Annotated in this window: 17 protein-coding genes; 5 read left to right on the plus strand and 12 right to left on the minus strand. The window is 71.6% G+C overall.

What is annotated here, in order from left to right; all coding sequences use genetic code 11:
- Nucleotides 1–64: 64 nt before the first annotated feature.
- The 5 genes from HUT12_RS20370 to HUT12_RS20390 all read right to left on the minus strand — a co-directional run bounded on the left by HUT12_RS20370 (nt 65) and on the right by HUT12_RS20390 (nt 6168).
- Nucleotides 65–2545 carry an ABC transporter permease gene (locus HUT12_RS20370; protein WP_176094381.1) on the minus strand — a complete coding sequence of 827 codons (2481 nt, stop codon included), beginning with the start codon at nt 2543–2545 and terminating at the stop codon, nt 65–67.
- A 2-nt stretch (nt 2546–2547) separates the two neighbouring features.
- Nucleotides 2548–3330 carry an ABC transporter ATP-binding protein gene (locus tag HUT12_RS20375; protein WP_176094382.1) on the minus strand — a complete coding sequence of 261 codons (783 nt, stop codon included), beginning with the start codon at nt 3328–3330 and terminating at the stop codon, nt 2548–2550.
- A 132-nt stretch (nt 3331–3462) separates the two neighbouring features.
- Complete coding sequence (locus tag HUT12_RS20380) at nt 3463–4146, minus strand: response regulator transcription factor (protein ID WP_176094383.1); 684 nt, start codon at nt 4144–4146, stop codon at nt 3463–3465.
- Nucleotides 4143–5420, minus strand: coding sequence for a sensor histidine kinase (locus tag HUT12_RS20385; protein WP_176094384.1), 1278 nt, complete (start codon nt 5418–5420; stop codon nt 4143–4145). The genes HUT12_RS20380 and HUT12_RS20385 overlap by 4 nt, the downstream gene beginning before the upstream one ends.
- Before the next feature lie 40 nt (nt 5421–5460).
- On the minus strand, nt 5461–6168 hold the full coding sequence (locus HUT12_RS20390) for a DUF305 domain-containing protein (RefSeq protein ID WP_176094385.1): 708 nt from the start codon (nt 6166–6168) through the stop codon (nt 5461–5463).
- A 141-nt stretch (nt 6169–6309) separates the two neighbouring features.
- Between HUT12_RS20390 and HUT12_RS20395 the strand changes: the two genes are divergently transcribed.
- The 3 genes from HUT12_RS20395 (at nt 6310) to HUT12_RS20405 (ending at nt 9422) form a co-directional block, all read left to right on the plus strand.
- On the plus strand, nt 6310–7764 hold the full coding sequence (locus tag HUT12_RS20395; protein WP_131054148.1) for an LVIVD repeat-containing protein: 1455 nt from the start codon (nt 6310–6312) through the stop codon (nt 7762–7764).
- Nucleotides 7765–7903: 139 nt separating this feature from the next.
- Nucleotides 7904–8125, plus strand: coding sequence for a DUF2188 domain-containing protein (locus HUT12_RS20400; RefSeq protein WP_176094386.1), 222 nt, complete (start codon nt 7904–7906; stop codon nt 8123–8125).
- 82 nt (nt 8126–8207) lie between these two features.
- Nucleotides 8208–9422 carry an SLC13 family permease gene (locus HUT12_RS20405; RefSeq protein ID WP_176094387.1) on the plus strand — a complete coding sequence of 405 codons (1215 nt, stop codon included), beginning with the start codon at nt 8208–8210 and terminating at the stop codon, nt 9420–9422.
- Between the two features lie 21 nt (nt 9423–9443).
- On the opposite strand, the gene HUT12_RS20410 is transcribed toward HUT12_RS20405, so the two are convergent.
- The 7 genes from HUT12_RS20410 to HUT12_RS20440 form a co-directional block, all read right to left on the minus strand.
- Nucleotides 9444–11054 (minus strand): asparagine synthetase B, encoded by a 1611-nt coding sequence (locus HUT12_RS20410; protein ID WP_176094388.1) that lies wholly within the window; start codon nt 11052–11054, stop codon nt 9444–9446.
- A 2-nt stretch (nt 11055–11056) separates the two neighbouring features.
- Complete coding sequence (locus HUT12_RS20415; RefSeq protein ID WP_176094389.1) at nt 11057–12028, minus strand: DUF5715 family protein; 972 nt, start codon at nt 12026–12028, stop codon at nt 11057–11059.
- A gap of 271 nt (nt 12029–12299) precedes the next feature.
- Nucleotides 12300–12581 carry a hypothetical protein gene (locus HUT12_RS20420; protein ID WP_176094390.1) on the minus strand — a complete coding sequence of 94 codons (282 nt, stop codon included), beginning with the start codon at nt 12579–12581 and terminating at the stop codon, nt 12300–12302.
- 190 nt (nt 12582–12771) lie between these two features.
- The gene (locus tag HUT12_RS20425; RefSeq protein WP_176094391.1) at nt 12772–13224 is read right to left on the minus strand and encodes a hypothetical protein; all 453 of its coding nucleotides are present in this window, start codon (nt 13222–13224) and stop codon (nt 12772–12774) included.
- A gap of 420 nt (nt 13225–13644) precedes the next feature.
- Complete coding sequence (locus HUT12_RS20430) at nt 13645–13806, minus strand: hypothetical protein (protein WP_176094392.1); 162 nt, start codon at nt 13804–13806, stop codon at nt 13645–13647.
- A gap of 956 nt (nt 13807–14762) precedes the next feature.
- Complete coding sequence (locus HUT12_RS20435; RefSeq protein ID WP_176094393.1) at nt 14763–15368, minus strand: DNA-binding response regulator; 606 nt, start codon at nt 15366–15368, stop codon at nt 14763–14765.
- Nucleotides 15365–16522, minus strand: a complete 1158-nt coding sequence (locus HUT12_RS20440; RefSeq protein WP_254876900.1) for a histidine kinase — start codon at nt 16520–16522, stop codon at nt 15365–15367. The genes HUT12_RS20435 and HUT12_RS20440 overlap by 4 nt, the downstream gene beginning before the upstream one ends.
- 133 nt (nt 16523–16655) lie before the next feature.
- Here HUT12_RS20440 and HUT12_RS20445 point away from each other — a divergent pair, with 133 nt between their 5' ends.
- Complete coding sequence (locus HUT12_RS20445) at nt 16656–17543, plus strand: hypothetical protein (RefSeq protein WP_254876901.1); 888 nt, start codon at nt 16656–16658, stop codon at nt 17541–17543.
- A 105-nt stretch (nt 17544–17648) separates the two neighbouring features.
- Nucleotides 17649–19346 carry a DEAD/DEAH box helicase gene (locus HUT12_RS20450; protein WP_131055802.1) on the plus strand — a complete coding sequence of 566 codons (1698 nt, stop codon included), beginning with the start codon at nt 17649–17651 and terminating at the stop codon, nt 19344–19346.
- Nucleotides 19347–19495 lie beyond the last annotated feature (149 nt).

The following is a 19495-nucleotide window of genomic DNA, read 5'->3' on the forward strand; positions in this document are numbered from 1 at the left end:
CGGACATCATCGTGGCGGTGTAGCTGTTCCCGCGTCGGCGTGTCGAGCAGCCACGCTGCCACGATCAGCGGTCGGCGAGCGCCTCGACGACCGGCCGGGACAGTGCGCGCCGCGCCGGCAGCACCGATGCCAGCAGCGCGGCCAGAATCGCGACGGCGAATACCCCGGCGAGCCGGGCCCAGGGCACGACCAGGGTGAACTCCCCGGCGAGCCGGGCCAGCAACGCCATCGCCCCGGCGGTGACGCCGGTGCCGAGCGCGACGCCGAGCACGGCACCGACCAGCGCGGTGAGGACCGCCTCGACGGCCAGCATGGCGCGCATCCGGCCGCCGGTCAGCCCGACGGCACGCAGCACCGCGTTCTCCCGGGTCCGTTCCACCACCGACAGGCTGAGCGTGTTGGCCACCCCGACCAGGGCGATCACCACGGCCAGCCCGAGCAACGCGACCACGAACGCGAGCAGCATGTCCACCGTGGAGGTGAGCATCCGCTTGTACGCCGCCTGGTCCAGCAGGTTGACCGTCGGGTAGTCGACGAGTACCTCCTCGATGGCGGCACGCGCCACCTCCACCGGCACGCCCGGAGCCGGGTCGATCTCGGTCTGGACGCCGCGCTCGTCGGGGAAGAGCCGGGCGTGGTCGACGTCGACCAGGCCCACCGCGTGCCCGGGCGGCACCGCCGACCCGGTGCCGCCGGAGGCGAGCCCGTCGACCACCGCCGCCACCTCGAACGGCTGCGACCGCAGGGTGATCCGGTCCCCCGCCGACCAGCCGCGTCGCTGGGCCAGCTCGCGGTCCACCAGGACCCGCCCGGGTCCGAGCCGGTCGAGCTGCCCGGTGGTCACCGGCGCGATCCGGTCGGCGACCAGCGCCGGATGGACCGCGCGGTACTCGACGTCGTCGACGCTGCGGGTCCGTGCCTCGTGCACCACGCCCAGCTCGGGCCGGGCGGCCAGCGCACCGGTCAGCCCGACGGGCAGGTCCACGCCGATGCCGGTGACCAGGAAGTCCACCCCCACCTCGGCGTCGACGGTGCGTTCGATGGCCACCTTGGTGCTCTGCGCGCCGACCAGGAACGAGGAGACCAGACCGATGCCGATCACCAGCGCGGTGGCGGTCGCGGCCACCCGCCGGGGGTTGCGCACCGCGTTGGCCACGGCGAGCGTGCCGGTGACGCCGAGGATCCGCCGGACCGGTGCCCCGAAGAGGCGGACCAGCGCCGGCACCAGCACCGGACCGAAGAGCACGATGCCGAGGAAGCTCAGCACCCCGCCCAGGGCGACGAGCATGATCTGCCCGGCGGAGGCCGCGCCGGCCAGCGCGGCGACCCCGGCGGCGAGGACCACTGCGCCGCCGGCCAGCCGGAATCGGCCGGCGCGGCGGGTGACCTGCACGGCGGCGTCGGTGAGGGCGGTCACCGGCGCGACCCGGGTGCCCTGCCAGGCCGGTACGCACGCGGCGGCGACGGTGAGGGCGGTGCCGACGGCCAGGCTGCCCAGCACGGTGCCGGCGGTGACGGTCAGCTCACCGCTCAGCGGCATGTCCAGCCGTGACACCAGGGCGGTCAGCGCGGCGGCGAGTCCGGCCCCGGCCAGTACGCCGAGCGCCGAGGCGGCCAGGCCCACCACCGCCGACTCCAGCACGGCGGCCCGGAACACCTGTCCCCGGGTGGCCCCGACCAGGCGCAGCAGCGCGGTCCGACGGGTGCGCTGGGCCAGCACGATGGTGAAGGTGTTGGCGATGACGAAGGCCGCGACCATCACCGCCACCCCGGCGAAGGTGAGCAGCACCAGGTGGAACTGGTCCACGTCGCGGACCGCGTCGGCGACGGCGGCCTCCAGGATCTCCGCGCGGGTCCGCACGGTGGTGCCCGCTCCGGCGACGTCGGCGAGCCGGGCGGCCAGCTCGGTCCCGGTGATCCCGGGCTCGGCCGCGACCATGATCCGTCCGTACCCGGACAGGCCGGTCACGGCGAGCGCGTCGGCACCGACCATCCCGACGAACGGCCCGCCGATGTCGCGCGGGGTGTCGGCCACGTCGACCACACCGACCAGGGTGTACGGCTGGGCCGCCCCGGCGGCACCGCCGACGCGTACCGTGCCGCCGAGGCGGAACGACTGGTCGTCGACGGTCCGCCGGTCGAGCACCACCTCGCCGGCACGGGCGGGCAGTCGTCCGGTCACCACGTCGTAGGAGTGGAGCGCCGGATCGGTCGGCACGGCGGCGAGGACACCGAAGCCGAGCACCGGTCGCCCGTCCGCGCCGACCACTCCGGCGGTGTCGGTCAGTTCGCCCTCGGCGGCGCGGACCCCGTCGACCGCGCGGACCCGGTCGACCAGCGCCGGGTCGATCGGCTCCCGGTCGGCGTAGATCCCGGCGTCGGTGTGCCGGTCGAAGGTGCCGGCCCGGTCGTACGCGCCGGCCCGCATCCCGTCGACGAAGATCAGCGTGCCGGCGATGAAGGCCACGCCGAGCACCACGGCGAGGGTGGACATCACCATCCGGGCCGCCTCGGCACGCAGCGAACGCCATGTCAGCCGCAGCATGGTCACCGCCCCCGCGTCGACGCGGCGGCGGACGGGTCCAGGTGGGCGAGCACGTCGAGGACCAGCTCGGCGGTGGGCTCGGTCAACTCCCGGACCGGACGCCCGTCGGCGAGGAACACCACCCGGTCGGCGTACCCGGCGGCCACCGGGTCGTGGGTCACCATCACCACCGTCTGGCCGAGGCTGTCGACCGCCTCCCGCAGCAGCCGCAGCACCTCGGCCCCGGCCCGGGAGTCCAGGTTGCCGGTCGGTTCGTCGGCGAAGATCACCCAGGGTTTGGTGATCAGTGCCCGGGCCACCGCGACGCGCTGCTGCTGGCCGCCGGAGAGTTCGGCCGGACGGTGCCGGACCCGGTCGGTCAGCCCGACGGCGGCGACCACCTGACGCAGCCAGGCCGGGTCGGCCCGACGACCGGCGATGTCCAGAGGCAGCGTGATGTTCTCCGCCGCGCTGAGCGAGGGCAGCAGGTTGAACTTCTGGAACACGAAGCCGACCCGGTCCCGGCGCAGCAGGGTGAGCCGCCGGTCGTCCAGGCCGCCCAGTTCGGCGTCGCCGACGTGCACCGTGCCCGCGGTGGGCCGGTCCAGACCGGCCAGGCAGTGCAGAAGCGTCGACTTGCCGGAACCGGAGGGTCCCATGACGGCGGTGAACCGGCCGGCGGCGACGTCGAGGTCGACCCGGTCGAGCGCGACGACGGCGGCCGGACCGGTGCCGTACCGCTTGGACAGGCCACGGGCGGTGACGGCGACACCGGCGACGGCGTGGACGGGTGGGGCGAGGGACACGTACGACTCCCCGTGCGGAGGACGGACCAGGACTCCTCCGACGCTAGGGAGTCCACCGCCCCGTCGAGATCAACCCGTGCGCTCGACCTCGGTACGCCGCAGGTCGTCCCGGACCGGGCGGACCCGTACGCCTCAGGTCGTACGCCGGTTCTCCACGCCCGGGGTGACCAGCCCACTCTCGTACGCCACCACCACGGCCTGCACCCGGTCGCGCACGTCGAGCTTGGCCAGGATCCGCCCCACGTGGGTCTTCACGGTCGCCTCGGCGACGTGCACCCGGGTGGCGATCTCGGCGTTGGCCAGGCCCTCCGCGACCAGCAGCAGGATCTCCCGTTCCCGCTCGGTCAGCCGGGCCAGCCGGGGGTCCTCGCTGGGGCCGGCGCCGAGTTGTCCGGCGAACCGGTCGAGCAGACGTCGGGTGATCGACGGGGCCACCACCGAGTCGCCCTGGGCGACCACCCGGATCGCGGCGAGCAACTCCTCGGGCGGCACGTTCTTGAGCAGGAATCCGCTGGCACCCGCCCGCAACGCGGCGAAGGCGTCGGCCTCGGTGTCGAACGTGGTCAGCACCAGCACCCGGGGACCACCGGAGGGCTGGTCGGCGCAGAGCCGTCGGGTGGCCTCGACCCCGTCCATGGTGGGCATCCGGACGTCCATCACCACCACGTCGGCCTCGACGCGGGCGAGCAGCCGCAGGGCGTCGGCACCGTCGATCGCCTCACCGACCACCTCCAGGTCGGGCTGCGAGTCGAGCACCATCCGGAAACCGGCCCGGACCAGGGCCTGGTCGTCCACGATCACCACCCGGACCGTCATGCCGTGACCACCTCCGTCCCGGAGGACGAGGGTAACGGCAGCCGCGCCCGCAGCAGCCATCCCCCGGTCGGGCGGGGGCCGGCGGTGAGGCTGCCGTCGTACACCGAGACCCGCTCGCGCATGCCGACGAGTCCGTGACCGCCGGGCGGCGCGGGGGTGGCCGGGACGCGGCCCCGTCCGTCGTCGAGGACCTCGAGCACGACGGCGTCGGCGCGGTGCGCCAGGCTGACCTCGGCGGTGGCGCCGACCCCGGCGTGCTTGAGCGTGTTGGTCAACGCCTCCTGCACCAGCCGGTAGACGGTCAGGTCCAGAGCCGGCGGCAGTGGCGCGGAGTCGCCGGTGACGGTGTGGCGCACCTGGAGTCCGGCGGCGCGGAACCGCTCCAGCAGGGCGGGCAGTTCGGCGACGGAGGGACGCCGGTGGGTCGGCTCGGCGGGCTCCGGCACCCGGTCGGGTCCGGCCGAGGGGTCCGGTGCCGCGTCGGGTCCGGCCGATGATCCCGGTGCCGGTTCGGGTCCGGTCGCCGGGTCCGGTCGGCTCGGTTCCCGCAGGACATCCACCAGCCGCCGCATGTCGGCCAACGCCTGTCGGCCGGTGTCCGCGACGATCCGGACCGCCTCGCGGGCCGCCTGCGGGTCCTTGTCGATGACGTACCGGGCGCCGTCCGCCTGCACGATCATGACCGCCATGCCGTGCGCCACCACGTCGTGCAGTTCACGCGCGATCCGGGTGCGTTCCTCGGCCACCGCCGCCCGCGACTGCGCCTCGCGCTCCCGTTCCAGGGTGGCTGCCCGTTCCTCCAGGCTGAGGACGTACAACCGGCGGGTCCGCACGTTCAGCGCGGCCAGCCAGACCGCGCCGACGACCAGACCGTAGAAGACGGCGGTGAACGCCCAGGCGACCTGGGACGGCGTCCGCGCCGCGGCGAACACCACCCCGAGCGCGGCGACTACCCCGGCCAGCACGCCGTCGCGCAGCCGGTCGGCGTACTTGACCAGGCTGTAGAGGGCGATCAGCACCGCCACGTCGTACGGCAGGGACGCCCAGTCGAGGGCGACCTGGACGTACGCCAGCACCGCCACGACCACCGTGACGCCGACCGGTCGCACCCGCCGCCACAGCAGCGCCACCGCCATGCCCAGCCCGAGCATGGTGCCGGGCCAACCGGCGTCGCTACCGGCGGTGGACGCCAACGCGAGCAGCGCCACGGCACCGGAGACCGCCACGTCGAAGGCGACCCCGCGCAGCGGGCGGCCGAGGACCGTCGCTCTCATCGTCACCCAGCGTACGGGTGCCTCCGGGCCCGGCGGTCGGTCAGGGAGCGAGGTCGCGCATCCGGACGATCTCCACGCCCTGCTCGGTGGCGACCGAGGTGGCGAACTCCGACATCCGTTGGTCGAGGCCGACCTTGAGCAGGTCGGTCGCCATCACCACGGCACCCTCGTGGTGTTCGGTCATCATCCGCAGGAAGAGGCGGTCGAAGTCGACGCCCCGGGCGGCGGCGAGCCGACCCATCGCCTCGGGCGACTGCATGCCCTTCATCGTGGCGTGGTCGTGCCCGGACACCTCGCCGGAGAGGTGGCGCTCGGCGAGCCAGGCCCGCAGCACGCCGATCTCCGGTCGCTGGCCGGCCCGGATCCGGTCGGCCAGGGCGCGTACCCGGGGGTCGGCGGCCCGGTCCGGAGCGAGCGCCGCCATCTCCAGCGCCTGCTCGTGGTGCGGGATCATCATCCGCGCGAACCAGGCGTCGAGGGTGTTGAACCGCGGCGGCGAGTCGTCGCGCACCTCGGCGCCGGGGCGTTCGACGGCCGGTTCGCCGGGACGGCCGGGCACGATCACCAGCGGCGCGTCGGGATCCGCCGGCGACGGATCGACCGGGGGCGACGGATCGGCGGTGGCGGCGGCCGGTGCCGGCGCGGGGGGCACGGGCCGGTCGCCGTCGCGCAACGCGAAGGCCGACACCGCCAGCGCCACCACGACCGATGTGACGACAGTCAGCAGGCGTCCACGTCGGGCAGTCATGCGACACCCCCTCAGGGTCGAGGTCGCAGCGATCGTATCCATTTACGATATTCACTTGATGTGAGCCAGGTCACATCGATGAGTGTCGTCGCGGAGTTATGGTACGGCCCATCGCCACTCGCCTCTCGAAGGGCATCGCCGATGGTCGGATCGACCCCGCCGCGGGGGCGGCAGCTACGCGTCGTCAGCGTGGCCGCCACCGGGCTCCTCCTCGCCAGCATCGCCGTCGCCTCACCCGGCAACGCGCAGACGGTCACGCGGACGGCCACCGAGTCCGCCGCCGTCGAGGCACCACTCGGTGTCGACGAGATCTCCCACAGCCCCAACCTCACGCAGATCGCCAACCTGCCCAAGCAGGCCCCGTTCGACACCACGTCGGCGCTCGGCACCGACATCGCCTTCCAGGGCAAGTACGCCTTCGTCGGCAACTACGACGGCTTCGTCATCTACGACGTCGCGAAGCCGAGCAAGCCGAAGCTCGTGTCGCAGGTGCTCTGCCCGGGCGCGCAGAACGACATCTCCATCTACGGTGACCTGCTCTTCCTGTCGACCGACTCGTCCCGCAGCGACGACTCGTGCAGCAGCGTCTCCCAGCCCGCCACGATCAAGGAGTCGTGGGAGGGCATCAAGATCTTCGACGTCAAGGACAAGAAGAAGCCGCGCTACCTCAAGGCCGTCGAGACCGCCTGCGGCTCGCACACCCACACGCTGGTGCCGGCGAAGGACAAGAAGTCGGTCTACCTGTACGTCTCCTCGTACAGCCCGCAGGCCACCTTCCCCGACTGCCAGCCGCCGCACGACTCGATCAGCATCGTCAAGGTCCCGCTGAAGAAGCCGACCGACGCGGCCGTGGTCGCCACGCCGAACCTCTTCCCGGACGGCGGCTACGAGGGGCGGACGGGCGGGTCGGCGACCACCGGCTGCCACGACATCACCGCCTACCCGGAGAAGGACCTCGCCGCCGGGGCGTGCATGGGTGACGGGGTGCTGCTGGACATCAGCAAGCGGGAGGCGCCGCGCGTGCTGCACACCGTGCGCGACACCGTCAACTTCGCGTTCTGGCACTCGGCCACCTTCAACAACCGCGGCACGAAGGTCGTCTTCACCGACGAGCTCGGCGGCGGTGGCGGGGCCACCTGCAACGAGGAGATCGGCCCGAACCGGGGCGCCAACGCGATCTACGACCTCACCGGCCGGGGCGACAACCGGAAGCTGGAGTTCCGCAGCTACTACAAGATCCCGCGCACCAACGGCGACACCGAGAACTGCGTGGCGCACAACGGCTCGCTGATCCCGGTGCTCGGCAAGGACATCATGGTCCAGGCGTGGTATCAGGGCGGCATCTCGGTGTGGGACTTCACCGACTCCCGCAAGCCCAAGGAGATCGGCTTCTGGGAGCGGGGCCCGCTCTCGGACACCCAGCTCGTCGTCGGCGGCTCCTGGTCGGCCTACTACTACAACGGGCACATCTACTCCTCAGACATCCAGAAGGGGCTGGACGTGCTCGAACTCGACGACTGGCGGACGTGGTCGGCCAAGCTGGTCCACTACCGCGAGTTCAACGTCCAGACCCAGCCCAGCTACCTGAGCTGGTAGCACCACCCGCGCCTGCGGGCCCGGTCCCCCTCTCCGGGGGACCGGGCCCGCATCACGTGTACGCCACGTCGTGTTTTGCCCCGCCGGTCCCGGGTACCTCGTCCGGCACATTCCGTCACGCAGGAAAAGAGGCGCGGCAATGGCGCGAAACGAGTACCACGTGGTGCCGGACGGCGACGGCTGGAAGGTCGAGGGGGGCGGGACCGTCGTCGGCACGTACGACACGAAGCAGGACGCGGTCGACGCGGGGCGGAAGGTGGCGCACGGCAACGAACCGAGCCAGCTCGTGGTGCACACCGCGGACGGCCAGATCGAGACCGAGTACACCTACCAGGACGACCCGTACCCGCCCGCCGGCTGACCGGCATCCCCCCGGCGGTACCGGTCGTCACCTCGCCCGGCACCCGAGCGGATCAGGCCGCCCGGCCGTGCGAAGATGCGCCGTGACCTCCCCAGACGCCGTTCCGGCCGCACCCGGTCGACGCCGGCCGCACCCGCTGGACGTGATCGCGGTCGGGCTGGCCGTCCTGGGTGCGGTGTGCGTGGCGACGGGCCTGCTGCCCCGCGCCGACGCCGCCGACACGCTCACCCGGGTCCTGCCGCTGCTGGTCTTCCTCGGCACCGTGGTGGTCCTCGCCGAACTGACCGCCGCCGCCGGTGTCTTCGACGTCCTCGCCACCCGGCTGGCGGTCGCCGCCCGGGGTCGCTGGCCGGTCCTCTTCGCGCTCTGCGTCGGCTTCGCCGCGCTCACCACCGTCGTGCTCAACCTGGACACCACGGCGGTGCTGCTCACGCCGGTGATGCTCGCGCTGGCGGTCACCCTGCGCACGGCGGTGGCCCCGCTGGCGGTCACCACGGTCTGGCTGGCGAACACGGCCAGCCTCCTGCTGCCGGTCTCCAACCTGACCAACCTGCTGGCCGCCGACCGGATCGGCCTCGACCCGCTGGCGTACGCGAGCGTCATGTGGCTGCCCCAACTGGCGGCGCTCGCGGTCACCACGATCCTGCTCTGGCACTTCTGGTGGCGGCGCGACCGCCCCGTCGACGGCCGGTTCGCGCCGCCGTCGGTGCACCGGCCGACCGACCCGGTGCTCTACCGCACCGCACTCGTCGCCTGCCTGCTCTTCGTCGGCGCGATCGTGGCCGGCGCCCCCGTCGGCCTGGCCTCGGCGGTCGCCGCCGGCCTGCTGCTGCTCGTCTTCGCGTTCCGCTCCCCCGGTACGCTGCGCCCCGCCCTGTTGCCCTGGCGGCTGCTGCTCTTCGTCACCGGCCTGTTCCTGGTGATCCAGACCATCGGCGCGTTCGGCCTGAACGACCTCGTCGCCCGGCTCGCCGGTGACGAGGGCGGCGTGCCCGGACTGCTGCGCGCGGGCGGCACCGGTGCGCTGCTGTCCAACCTCGTCAACAACCTGCCCGCCTACCTGGCCGGCGAGGCGGTGCTGCCGGCCGGTGACCGGCAACGCCTGCTGGCCCTGCTGATCGGCACCAACATCGGCCCGCTGGCGCTGCCGTGGGCGTCCCTGGCCACCCTGCTCTGGCTGGAGCGCTGCCGGGCCGCCCGGGTACGCGTGCCGCTGGCCCGTTTCCTCGCCACCAGCGCCGCCGTCGCGACCCTCGGCACCCTCGCCGCCGTCAGCGCCCTCCTGCTCACCACCTGACCAGCTCGCCTGGTGGGCGGCTCAGCCGGGTAGGGGTGCGCCGTCGCCCCGGGTGCGTCGCGGGGTGACCAGGCGGCGCACCATCGGGGCGGCGTTCCAGCGGGCCGCGCCCACCAGGTCGCGGGCGTGCTCCAGCATCGTGTAGTCCGGTCGGGCCCGGCCTGCGGCCATCGCCGCGTCCAGGTCGTTGCCGCAGCGCGTCAGCACGCTGTCGAAGTCGCGCCGGACCGGTTCCAGCAGGTCGTAGCCGAAGGAGCGGTGCAGGCGGGCGAAGAGCGGCTTGTACAGCCGGGCCCGCTCGTGCAGGCCCGAGGAGTACGACATCGGGTTCTTCGGCCGGCGTCGGATGTAGTCCGGCAGCAGGTCGGCGAAGGCCCGGCGGACGATCCACTTCTCCTGGCCGTCGCGCATCTTGAGGTCGAGCGGCAACCGCATGGCCAGCTCGACGAGGGCCAGGTCCAGGAAGGGCACCCGGGCCTCGACGCCGAAGCCCATGCTGGTCCGATCGACCCGCTGCAACTCGGTACGACACAGGTTGCGGATCTTGTGCAGGAACAGTCGGCGGGACGCCGCCGGGCCGACCTCGTGGTACATCGGGTAACCGCCGAACAGTTCGTCGGAGCCGTCCCCGGTGAGCACCACCTTCACGCCCAACTCGCGCAGCCGACGGAAGATCGGCACCGAGACCACCGCGTTGATGATGTCGCCGTACTCGGTCAGCTCGGAGATGCGGATGGCCTCGCGGACGTCGGCGAGGCGGATGTCGCGCGGACGCAACTCGACCACCTCGTGCGGCACCCCCAGCTCCTGGGCCAGCCGCCGGGCGTACGCCAGGTCGGGGCTGCCCGGCGCGCCGACGGTGACCGCGACGCAGTCCGGGTGCGACTGTGCCGTGTGCAGCAGCGCCAGCGAGCTGTCCAGCCCGCCGGAGAGCACCACGCCCACCGTGAGGTCGGTGTCCAGGCGTACCCGGATGCTGTCGGTGAGGGTGTCCCGGACGAGCAGGGCGGCCTCGTCCGGGTCCGTCACCGGCGGCTGGTCCGCGCCGAGGGCGAGCAGGTCCACGTACGGGCGGAGGTGGACGCGGTGGTCCTCGTCGACCCAGCCGTGGTGCCCCGGCGGCACCTCGGTCACCGGCGCCCGTGCCGGGACCAGCGCCTTGACCTCGCTGGCCACGTGCAGACACCCCGGTGCGCGGGACCAGTACAGCGGCTTCACACCGAGCGGGTCCCGCGCCAGGTACACCCGGCCGGTGGGCCGTTCCGCGATGGCGAGGGCGTACTCTCCGCGCAGTCGGGTCACCATCTCCTCGCCCCACCGTTCGAAGGCGGCGAGCACCACCTCGGTGTCGCTGGCGCTGGTGAACCGGTGCCCGAGGGCGGTCAGCTCGGCGCGCAACTCGTGGTGGTTGAAGACCTCGCCGTTGTAGCAGAGCAGCCACCGCTCGTCGGCGGAGAGCCAGGGCTGGACCGCACGGTCCCGGTCCACCACGCGCAGCCGCCGGGTGCCGGCGAGCAGCCCGCTCTCGTACCGCGTCTCGGTGACCTCGCCGCGCGGGACCAGCGTGGCGAGCATCCGTCGGAAGATCGCCGGGTCGGCCTCCGGACCGACGCTCAGCACGATGCCGCACATCGTCAGATCCCCATCTCCGCCTCGTACGCGCGACGCAGCCGCCGCGTCGCGGAGGGTGCGAGGCAGATGTGCCAGGCCTGCCCCTCGTCGATCACGTTGAGTTCGCCGGCACGCTGCCGGTCCAGCAGGATCCCGGCCAGCGTGTCCCGCGCCCCGAAGCGCTCGTACCAGGACATCTCCACGTCCACCGCCCACCCCAGGCAGTGCCCGCTCGGCACCATCGCGGCGTACCCGAGTCGGCGCAGCCGGTACTGGTGCTCGGCGCTGCGGACCAGGCTGGTCACCCAGAGCGGCGGAGTGCCGACCGTGGTGGCCGCGGTGAACTCCCGGCCGATGTCGTTGAGGAGCGCGACCACCTCCCGCCGGGCCCGGCGGAACAGCAATCCGGCGGTACGCGGAGTGGCGTCCGGCAGCACCCGGCGACGCACCGCGCGCACGCCCCGGCCGAGCACCGTGCGGGGCTGTTCGGTGTAGCGGAACCGCAGCAGTCCCCGGCGGCGCAGCCACTCCAGGTCGACCAGGTGGGTGCTGTGGTGCACCTCCTCGTCGGTGACGAAGGTGGACGCGTCGCGCCACCACATCACGTCGATGCGCGACAGCAGATAGATCCGGACCAGCGCGGCCAGGTCCCCGGCGGAGCTGCGCGCGTTGGGCTGGTACCGGGCCATCTCCAGCAGCAGGGTCTCCCGCGCGCCGATCAACCCCTGCGGGGTGTCGTCGAGCACCGCGGCGATGGCCGGCTCCCGCAGCCGCTGGTCGATCAGCACCTGGCGGGCCTTCGTGCTGCTCGCCGCCGCGAGCGCGCCCACCTCGACCAGCAGCTCCCCCACGGCCTCCCGATACGCGTCCAGGTCCGGCCCGTCCGGGGAAGAGTTCGCGAGCCCCCGCACCGACATACGACGCCCGGCCGGTGCCGCGTACGGGACAGGAGGACGCGGTTGCTGCCGTCTGGGGCTACGGTTGGGCACACGCATGGCCGGGCCTCCCTCAGTCGCGACATCACGGCGTATGTCACCCTCTGCGGCACCGTAACCACGCAGACCGGAAGGACCCCGAACAATCCTTCCGTATTCCTCCTTAAGGGGTCAGAACAGACCTTCACGCACGGTCATCTCGGCGACAACGGTCCCGGCCAGCCTCTGCGTGAGCCCATCGACGTCGCACCTACCTGGCAGTACAGGGCGTTCGCGGCGCTGACCTGGCTCGCCGGTGCCGATAGTGACGAAACTCCCCGTGGTCGCGCCGTCACCACCACGTCGATGATCGCGCCAAGGCTCCGGCGGGAACGACACCACCGGTCAAGGTGACGGTACGGGTACCACCGCTGGCACCGATCGGGCCGGTGGTGGCGCCGAGGCCGCTACGGGTACCGAAATTGGTCAACACCTCATCCTTGGACACGGTGAGCGAGGCCACGATCGGCCGGGTCGCACCGTTCGGAAAGACCGTCAGGTAGGTGATCCCCGTGGGGTTGACAGCCGCGATGTCGAGAAGAACGCGCACCCCGATCGTCGGCACCCCGCCCACGCCTAGCGCGGTGAAAGTCGTCGCCCCGCGCTTCGGTCACTCCACCTACACCGCTTCGGGTGGTCCAACAGAACGGTATTGGCCGGAACGAAATCCCCAACCCTCCCGGCCGCGTCGACACCCGCCGGCCCCGCCGAAATTACGACCACCGACTCCAGAACCAACGACACGGCTGCCGACAGGACTATAATCAGCTCAATTCAACGTCCCGGGTGTCCGCTAGTGTCGGTCGAAATCCGCGGCCAACCGCCCAAGCCTCGGCCCGCACCAAGAGGCCGCCCACTTCTCCGGGAGAAAGTTCGAGATCAGCTGCGATCGAAGCAAAGAGCAGCATCTTTAGCCCCTCATGCCTATACCCAGGAATTCCGGCCACTGACACGTGCTCACCCAGCGCATCGCGCATCACCGACTCCACCTCGTCGACGTCGAGGCGAGAACCCCTGAAGCGTCCCACCATCCGGCGCGCACACTTTCTTATCTCAGACAGGCGCGGAGAGTCACCAAACCGATCCGCCAAGATGACGGCGAGGGCACCATCAACTACACCCGAGGCGTCTACCCAGCGTGCAGTTGCGAGCTTTTCCTTCAGTCGTTCCTGCGAGGATCGATCTCCCAGAATCGTAGCCAGCAGAAACTGCGCCATGAGAGTACTAGGACCATCATTCTGTATCATTGACGATACTTCCCCTTACAGCCATCACGCAGGACGCGTTGAATTCCCATTCCGAACGCATACAGAACGACCCCAACGCCACTGACGCCGCCACCTACGGCCACATCCGCAACCTGCGGGACTCCAACCTTTGGATACATTTCAGCAAATAACTCGGCACTCTTCCTCGACGGCATCAACACCGCGCCCGATCATATCTCTCCACGGCTGGTTCGGCTCATCGAGATCCGGGAAATCTGGCCGGCTGACGTCACCAACCTCGAAGCAGGAACCTTTCCGCATCGACCGACCTTCAGGGTATCCGGCGAGTTGGCCGCCGCAATTGTTTACAATTAATGGAGTCTCGCCAGCCAGAACATGGTACGTATGGTTGTCAGCGCCCGCAGAGTCTCACATCTCCTTGGCGCCAACGTGGTTGTCGACCTCAGTGAGAACAACCTTGTTGCCGTCGGCCGTACGGAATTCGTGGCCGACGGTCAACTCGGAGGCGTTGCCCCAGGCGCCGGTCGCCTTCCCCCGGAAGGGGTGGCTCGTCGTCGTCTGCAACTCCACCGCAACGGCCAGCCCCGCAACCGCCACATCGGCTGCGACAAATCGAACTCACTCCGACACCTGACCAGTCAAGCCGGAATCGAGGCTAAAAGCTGGGTCCATAAATCACTCCCAACTAGTGATTCCGATTTCCGAAGCTCGCTCTCGAATTGCAGTCAACGAAGCCCTTGCCCCGTTTAGCGCTTTGTCAAACGCCTCACCCAATTCACGCCCTGCAGTTCTATCAATTTCGAGCCCACGTTCGACCAGCGCAGCGTAACGTTTCCACGTGGACTCGAAAAGCCCATAGGAGCGCGCATAGTCACCGCTGCACCGAACCCAATCAGATCGACCGATCGCGTCCTTTGCACGTCCAAGCAAATGATTTACCTCTGCATGCACCGCAATCATCTCGCCCACCATTGCCGCAAGACGGCCGCGCGTACCGTGGTGCAACAGCACCTCAACGAACAGACCGTATGGACCGGGAGACTCCATGGCCACCTTCTCGGGTAGAGCTCTGGCGGAATCATTGTCGTTAGGAGATCGGCCCCGCCTTGCCTGACTCGAATTCAGTTCGGCCGCCCGCCCGAAGAACGTCGGCACAATAAGTGATGCAGCAATCGACAACGAGTCGCAGTCGCGGAGATGCCAGTTACCTGCCGTGTCCACTTGCGCATCGATCAATTCAATGCTTTCTGCGGATTTGAGAGTTCCAACTCGCGAGTGAATGAATTCGGTCTCGGGTCATCGCCAATCGGTGGAGTGTTGAGGTTCGACGAACCTCCAAATGGATCCGGGGCCTCCATTGACACAGCGTGCATTGTGATGTTTTCGCCACCTAAATTCACCTCAAGATAGGCGTGCCCCTTGCCTGGATCCCGGTGAAACCCTCGCTGTTCCGCAGTAGTGTACGAGTACCGGTGTGTTGCCGGCGATCACATAGTACGTGTGGATTTCGTCGACGGTGACGGCGCTCACCACCAACCGCAATCACGAGCGACGCGAACGGCCTCGGCCCGGTTGTCCACACCCAGCTTCTGCACCGCGAGCGCGAGATAGTTGCGGACGGTGCCGCTGGAGAGACGGGCGCGGCGGGCGATCGCCGCGACCGATGATCCGTCCTCGGCCAGCCGCAGCGTCTCCAGTTCGCGCGGGGTCAGCGGGCACGGCGGGATGCTCAGCGCGTCGGCCGCCAGCGCCGGGTCGACGTACCGGCCACCGGCGTGCACCCGGCGGATCACGTCGGCGAGGGCCCCGCCCGGCGCGCCCTTGGGCAGGAAGCCGCGCGCTCCCGCGGAAAGCGCGCGGGCCAGGTGTGGCGGGCGTCCCTGCCCGGTGAGGATGACCACCGCGCACTCCGGCAGCACCCGGGCCAGCTCGGCCGCGACTGCGAAGCCGTCCTGTCCGGGCATGGCCAGGTCGACCACGGCCACGTCGGGTCGGTGGGCCAGGGCGGCGGTGACCGCCGCCGGCCCGTCGGCCGCCTGCGCGACGACCGTCAGGTCCGCCTCCAGCTCCAGCAGGGCGGCCAGGGCGGTACGGATCAGTTCCTCGTCGTCGGCGAGCAGGACCCGGATCATGCGACGGCCGGTACGGTCGCCTCGACGGTGAACACGTCGTCGGCCCGGTCGACGCGGAGCCGTCCACCGGCAGCGGCGAGCCGGTCGGCCAGTCCGCGCAGGCCGTGACTGTGCCGGTCCGCCGTCCCCGTCTCGGTCGCCCCGTCGTTCGTCACGGTCATCCGCACCTCGTCCTCCCGCTGGGTGATCTCGATCCGGCACCAGGCGGCCCGGCTGTGTCGCAGCACGTTGGTGCCGGCCTCGCGGAGCACCGCCGCGAGCTGGGTGGCCGTCTCCGGCGGCAGCTCACCGTCGGGCGGCACGACGGTGCACCGTACGCCGGACGAGCGCAGCACCTGCGCGACCGCCGTCACCTGCTCGCCGAGGTCGACCCGGCGGTAGCCGTGCACCGTCCGGCGTAGTTCGGTCAGCGCGGTGGCCGCGAGCCGCTGCGCCTCGCCCGCCTCCCGGGCCGCCCGCGACGGGTCGGCGGCGGCCAGCCGGGCGGCCAGCTCGGCTTTCAGCGTGATCACGGTCAGGTGGTGCCCGAGCAGGTCGTGCACGTCCGCCGCGAAACGCAACCGCTCCTGGGCGGCGGCCAGCCGGGCCTGGGCCGCCCGCCCCCGCTCCGCCTGCACCAGCAGCCGCCAGAACCACACCTGGAAGCCGTTCACCACCGCGACGCCGGGACCGGCGGTGCCGACGACCAGCAGCGCCGGCCCGATCGACGCGCCGGTCACCTGCGCCACCGCTCCGGCGACCACCATCGCCGCCACGGTGGCCGGAAGGGTCGCCCGCAGCGGGGCCAGCAACGGCACCCCGCCGACCGTCGCCGCGCCGAGCCAGGCCCAGGTGGGCCAGTCGCCGACGGCGACCGGTGCGGCCAGCGGCACACCGAGCACCGCGACGGCGGCGTACCCGATCCGCAGCCGTCGGCGCCGCGCGGCGGACCACCCGGTGGTCAGTGCCGCGCCCACCGCGCCCGCCAGGACCAGCGCGAACGCGCCGATGGCGAGGACGCCGGAGGCCACCCGCCACGGGTCCGGCTCCCGTGCGAGGCCGACCGCCGGCAGGAACAAGGTGGCGGCCATGCCGGCGGCGAGGGAGACCATCGTCGCCGTCCGGGCACGGCGTAGGGTCCGCCCGCCGCCCGGCACCGTCCCGTCCGTCCCCACGCCGGTCAGGGTAGAACCCGCCACCCCACCGGCGGAGCCCCCGTTCCGCCCGGTCCGACCGGGCATCGTGCCCGGCCGACCGGGGACGGAACGCGGATTGTCGCCGACGTCGTTCGCCACGACGATCGACGTCATGACCGACGCCCTCGCCGCACCCGGCGGACCGACCCCGTCCACCCCGACGATCCACGGGCCAACGGCCGCGCCGGTTCGCCACTCGCGCCTGTCGCCGCTGGCCCGGCATCTGATGGAGATGGCGCTGGCCATGGTGGCCGGCATGCTGGCGCTCGGTGCCGCCCGCGCCGCCCTGGGCGGGCTGCTCGGGCTGGCTCCGGCCACGCCCGGCGTCGCGTCGCTGCTGATGGCCACCGACATGAGCATCGGCATGGCGGTCTGGATGTGGTACCGAGGGCATTCCGGCCCGGCCGTCGGCGAGATGGTCCTGGCCATGTACGTGCCCGTGCTGGTGCTGCTGGTGCCGTACCGGGCCGGGTTGCTCGACGGCGACTCCCTGATGATGGGCACGCACGTGCTGATGGTGCCGGCGATGGTGGCGGCGGTGCTGCGGCGTCGGGCCGAGTACGCCGTGCACCACCCGAACCGCGCCGCGCCGCGACACCCGTGGGCACGGGCGGTGGCGCAGCGCTGGCCGGCCGGGCTGGCGCTGCTGATGACCGCCGACAACTGGAGCTCACCCGTACCGCTGGCCGCGTACACGCTGCTGGTCCTGCCGGCCGGATACCTGATCATCGGCACCGTGCGCCGGCAGTGGGGCGTACCGGGTGCCCTCCGCCTCCAGCTCGCCGGCCTGGCCGGCTGGTCGGGCCTGGCCCTGCTCGCCCTTCTCCTCGGTGGCGCGGCCGGGCAGTGGCTGGTGGCGTTCGGATGGTTGGCCCACGCGGGCTGGGACGTGATCCATCACCGCACCGGCAAGGTGGTGCCCCGCGCCTACGCCCAGTGGTGCGGCGTGATCGACGCGGTCCTCGGGATCACCATCGTCCTGGCGCTGGTCACCACCTGACCGACCGGCTGCGCCACGGCCCGCCGCCACCCGGCGGCGGGCCGTGGCCGCGTGTTACCGGTGGTCGCCGCAGCGGCCGGGAGGGCGTGATGAAAAACTTGACCCATGAGTTCCACGCCCGTACCGCCCGACGCGACCATGGATCCGCCCGCCTTCACCGATCTCGGCCTGCGACCCGAACTGCTCGCCGCGCTCGCCGCGCTCGGCTACGAGGAGCCGACGCCGATCCAGCGGGAGGCGATCCCCACCCTGCTGACCGGCCGTGACCTGCTCGGGCAGGCAGCCACGGGTACGGGCAAGACGGCCGCGTTCGCGCTGCCACTGTTGCAACGAATGCCGGACGACCGGCCCGGCGGTGATCCCCTGGCGTTGGTGCTGGTGCCCACCCGGGAACTCGCGGTGCAGGTGTCCGAGGCGTTCCACCGGTACGGCAAGGACCTCGGGGCCCGAGTGCTGCCGATCTACGGCGGGCAGCCGATCGGCCGCCAACTGCGGGCGCTGGACCTCGGCGTGGACGTGGTCGTGGCCACCCCCGGACGGGCGCTGGACCACATCGCCCGGGGCACGCTACGGCTCGGCAACCTGATCACCGTCGTCCTCGACGAGGCCGACGAGATGCTGGACATGGGCTTCGCCGAGGACATCGAGGCGATCCTGGAGCACGCGCCCGCGCAACGCCAGACGGTCCTCTTCTCGGCGACCATGCCGTCGCGCATCGAGGGCATGGCCCAGGCGCACCTCACCGACCCGGTCCGCATCCTCATCGCCCGCGAGCAGCCGGTGGCCGGCGCGGCACCCCGGGTACGCCAGAGCGCGTACCTGGTGGCGCGGGCGCACAAGCCGGCGGCGCTGGGCCGGGTGCTGGACGTCGAGTCGCCCACCGCGGCGATCGTCTTCTGCCGCAGCCGGGAGGAGGTCGACCGGCTCACCGAGACGATGAACGGACGCGGCTACCGGGCCGAGGCCCTGCACGGCGGGATGAGCCAGGAGCAGCGGGACCGGGTGATGGGTCGGCTGCGCTCCGGCACCGCCGACCTGCTGGTCGCCACCGACGTCGCCGCGCGGGGACTCGACGTCGAACAGCTCAGCCACGTGGTCAACTACGACGTGCCGTCGGCTCCCGAGTCGTACGTGCACCGCATCGGCCGGGTCGGTCGCGCCGGCCGGGAGGGCGTGGCGATCACCCTGGCCGAGCCCCGGGAACACCGGATGCTCAAGACCATCGAGCGGGTCACCGGCCAACGGATCACGATCGACAAGATCCCGACCGTCGCCGACCTGCGTACCCGCCGGCTGGAGCTGACCCAGGCGGCGCTGCGGGAGAGCCTGCTGGAGGACGACCTGGAGCCGTTCCGGGTCATCGTGGAGACGCTCAGCGACGAGTTCGACCTGATGGAGGTGGCGCTCGCCGCGGTGAAGCTGTCCCACGAGGCGACGCTGCCCGGCTCCGACGAGGCCGAGGAGGAGATCCCGCAGGTGGCGGTCCGTCCCACCCGGGACGCCCGGCCCGGCCAGGACAACCGGGGCGACCGCCGACCGGCACGGCCCCGCACCGGCGGCACCACCCAGGTCTTCATCGGGCTGGGCCGGCGCGCCGGAGTCCGGCCGCAGGACCTGGTCGGCGCGATCACCGGAGAGACCGGCATCCGTGGCCGGGACATCGGCTCGATCGAGATCGCCGACCGGTTCTCGCTTGTCGAGGTGCCCAACGGGGTGGCCGACGAGGTGATCGCCGGGCTGCGCGGCAGCACCATCAAGGGCCGTAAGGCCACCGTACGCCGAGACCGCGACGACAGCCGCTGACGTGTAAGGAAGGGCCCCCTGTTAACGCCTGCGGTATAGCAGGGAGCCCTTCTCACCACGGCACGCCCCGACATGCAGCGACTGGCGCCACCCCGCACGGGATGACGCCAGTCGATGGTGCCTCGGGTTAACAGGGGACCCCTGCTCTA

It is taken from the genome of Verrucosispora sp. NA02020, assembly GCF_013364215.1.
Taxonomy (GTDB): domain Bacteria; phylum Actinomycetota; class Actinomycetes; order Mycobacteriales; family Micromonosporaceae; genus Micromonospora.

What these genes read in the sequence shown, in the direction of transcription:
- HUT12_RS20370 (WP_176094381.1), bottom strand. Translation starts at nt 2,545, where the DNA reads ATGCTGCGGCTGACATGGCGTTCGCTGCGTGCCGAGGCGGCCCGGATG.
- HUT12_RS20450 (WP_131055802.1), top strand. Translation starts at nt 17,649, where the DNA reads ATGAGTTCCACGCCCGTACCGCCCGACGCGACCATGGATCCGCCCGCC.
- HUT12_RS20395 (WP_131054148.1), top strand. Translation starts at nt 6,310, where the DNA reads ATGGTCGGATCGACCCCGCCGCGGGGGCGGCAGCTACGCGTCGTCAGC.
- HUT12_RS20415 (WP_176094389.1), bottom strand. Translation starts at nt 12,028, where the DNA reads ATGCGTGTGCCCAACCGTAGCCCCAGACGGCAGCAACCGCGTCCTCCT.
- HUT12_RS20390 (WP_176094385.1), bottom strand. Translation starts at nt 6,168, where the DNA reads ATGACTGCCCGACGTGGACGCCTGCTGACTGTCGTCACATCGGTCGTG.
- HUT12_RS20410 (WP_176094388.1), bottom strand. Translation starts at nt 11,054, where the DNA reads ATGTGCGGCATCGTGCTGAGCGTCGGTCCGGAGGCCGACCCGGCGATC.
- HUT12_RS20445 (WP_254876901.1), top strand. Translation starts at nt 16,656, where the DNA reads ATGACCGACGCCCTCGCCGCACCCGGCGGACCGACCCCGTCCACCCCG.
- HUT12_RS20425 (WP_176094391.1), bottom strand. Translation starts at nt 13,224, where the DNA reads ATGGCGCAGTTTCTGCTGGCTACGATTCTGGGAGATCGATCCTCGCAG.
- HUT12_RS20385 (WP_176094384.1), bottom strand. Translation starts at nt 5,420, where the DNA reads ATGAGAGCGACGGTCCTCGGCCGCCCGCTGCGCGGGGTCGCCTTCGAC.
- HUT12_RS20380 (WP_176094383.1), bottom strand. Translation starts at nt 4,146, where the DNA reads ATGACGGTCCGGGTGGTGATCGTGGACGACCAGGCCCTGGTCCGGGCC.
- HUT12_RS20400 (WP_176094386.1), top strand. Translation starts at nt 7,904, where the DNA reads ATGGCGCGAAACGAGTACCACGTGGTGCCGGACGGCGACGGCTGGAAG.
- HUT12_RS20435 (WP_176094393.1), bottom strand. Translation starts at nt 15,368, where the DNA reads ATGATCCGGGTCCTGCTCGCCGACGACGAGGAACTGATCCGTACCGCC.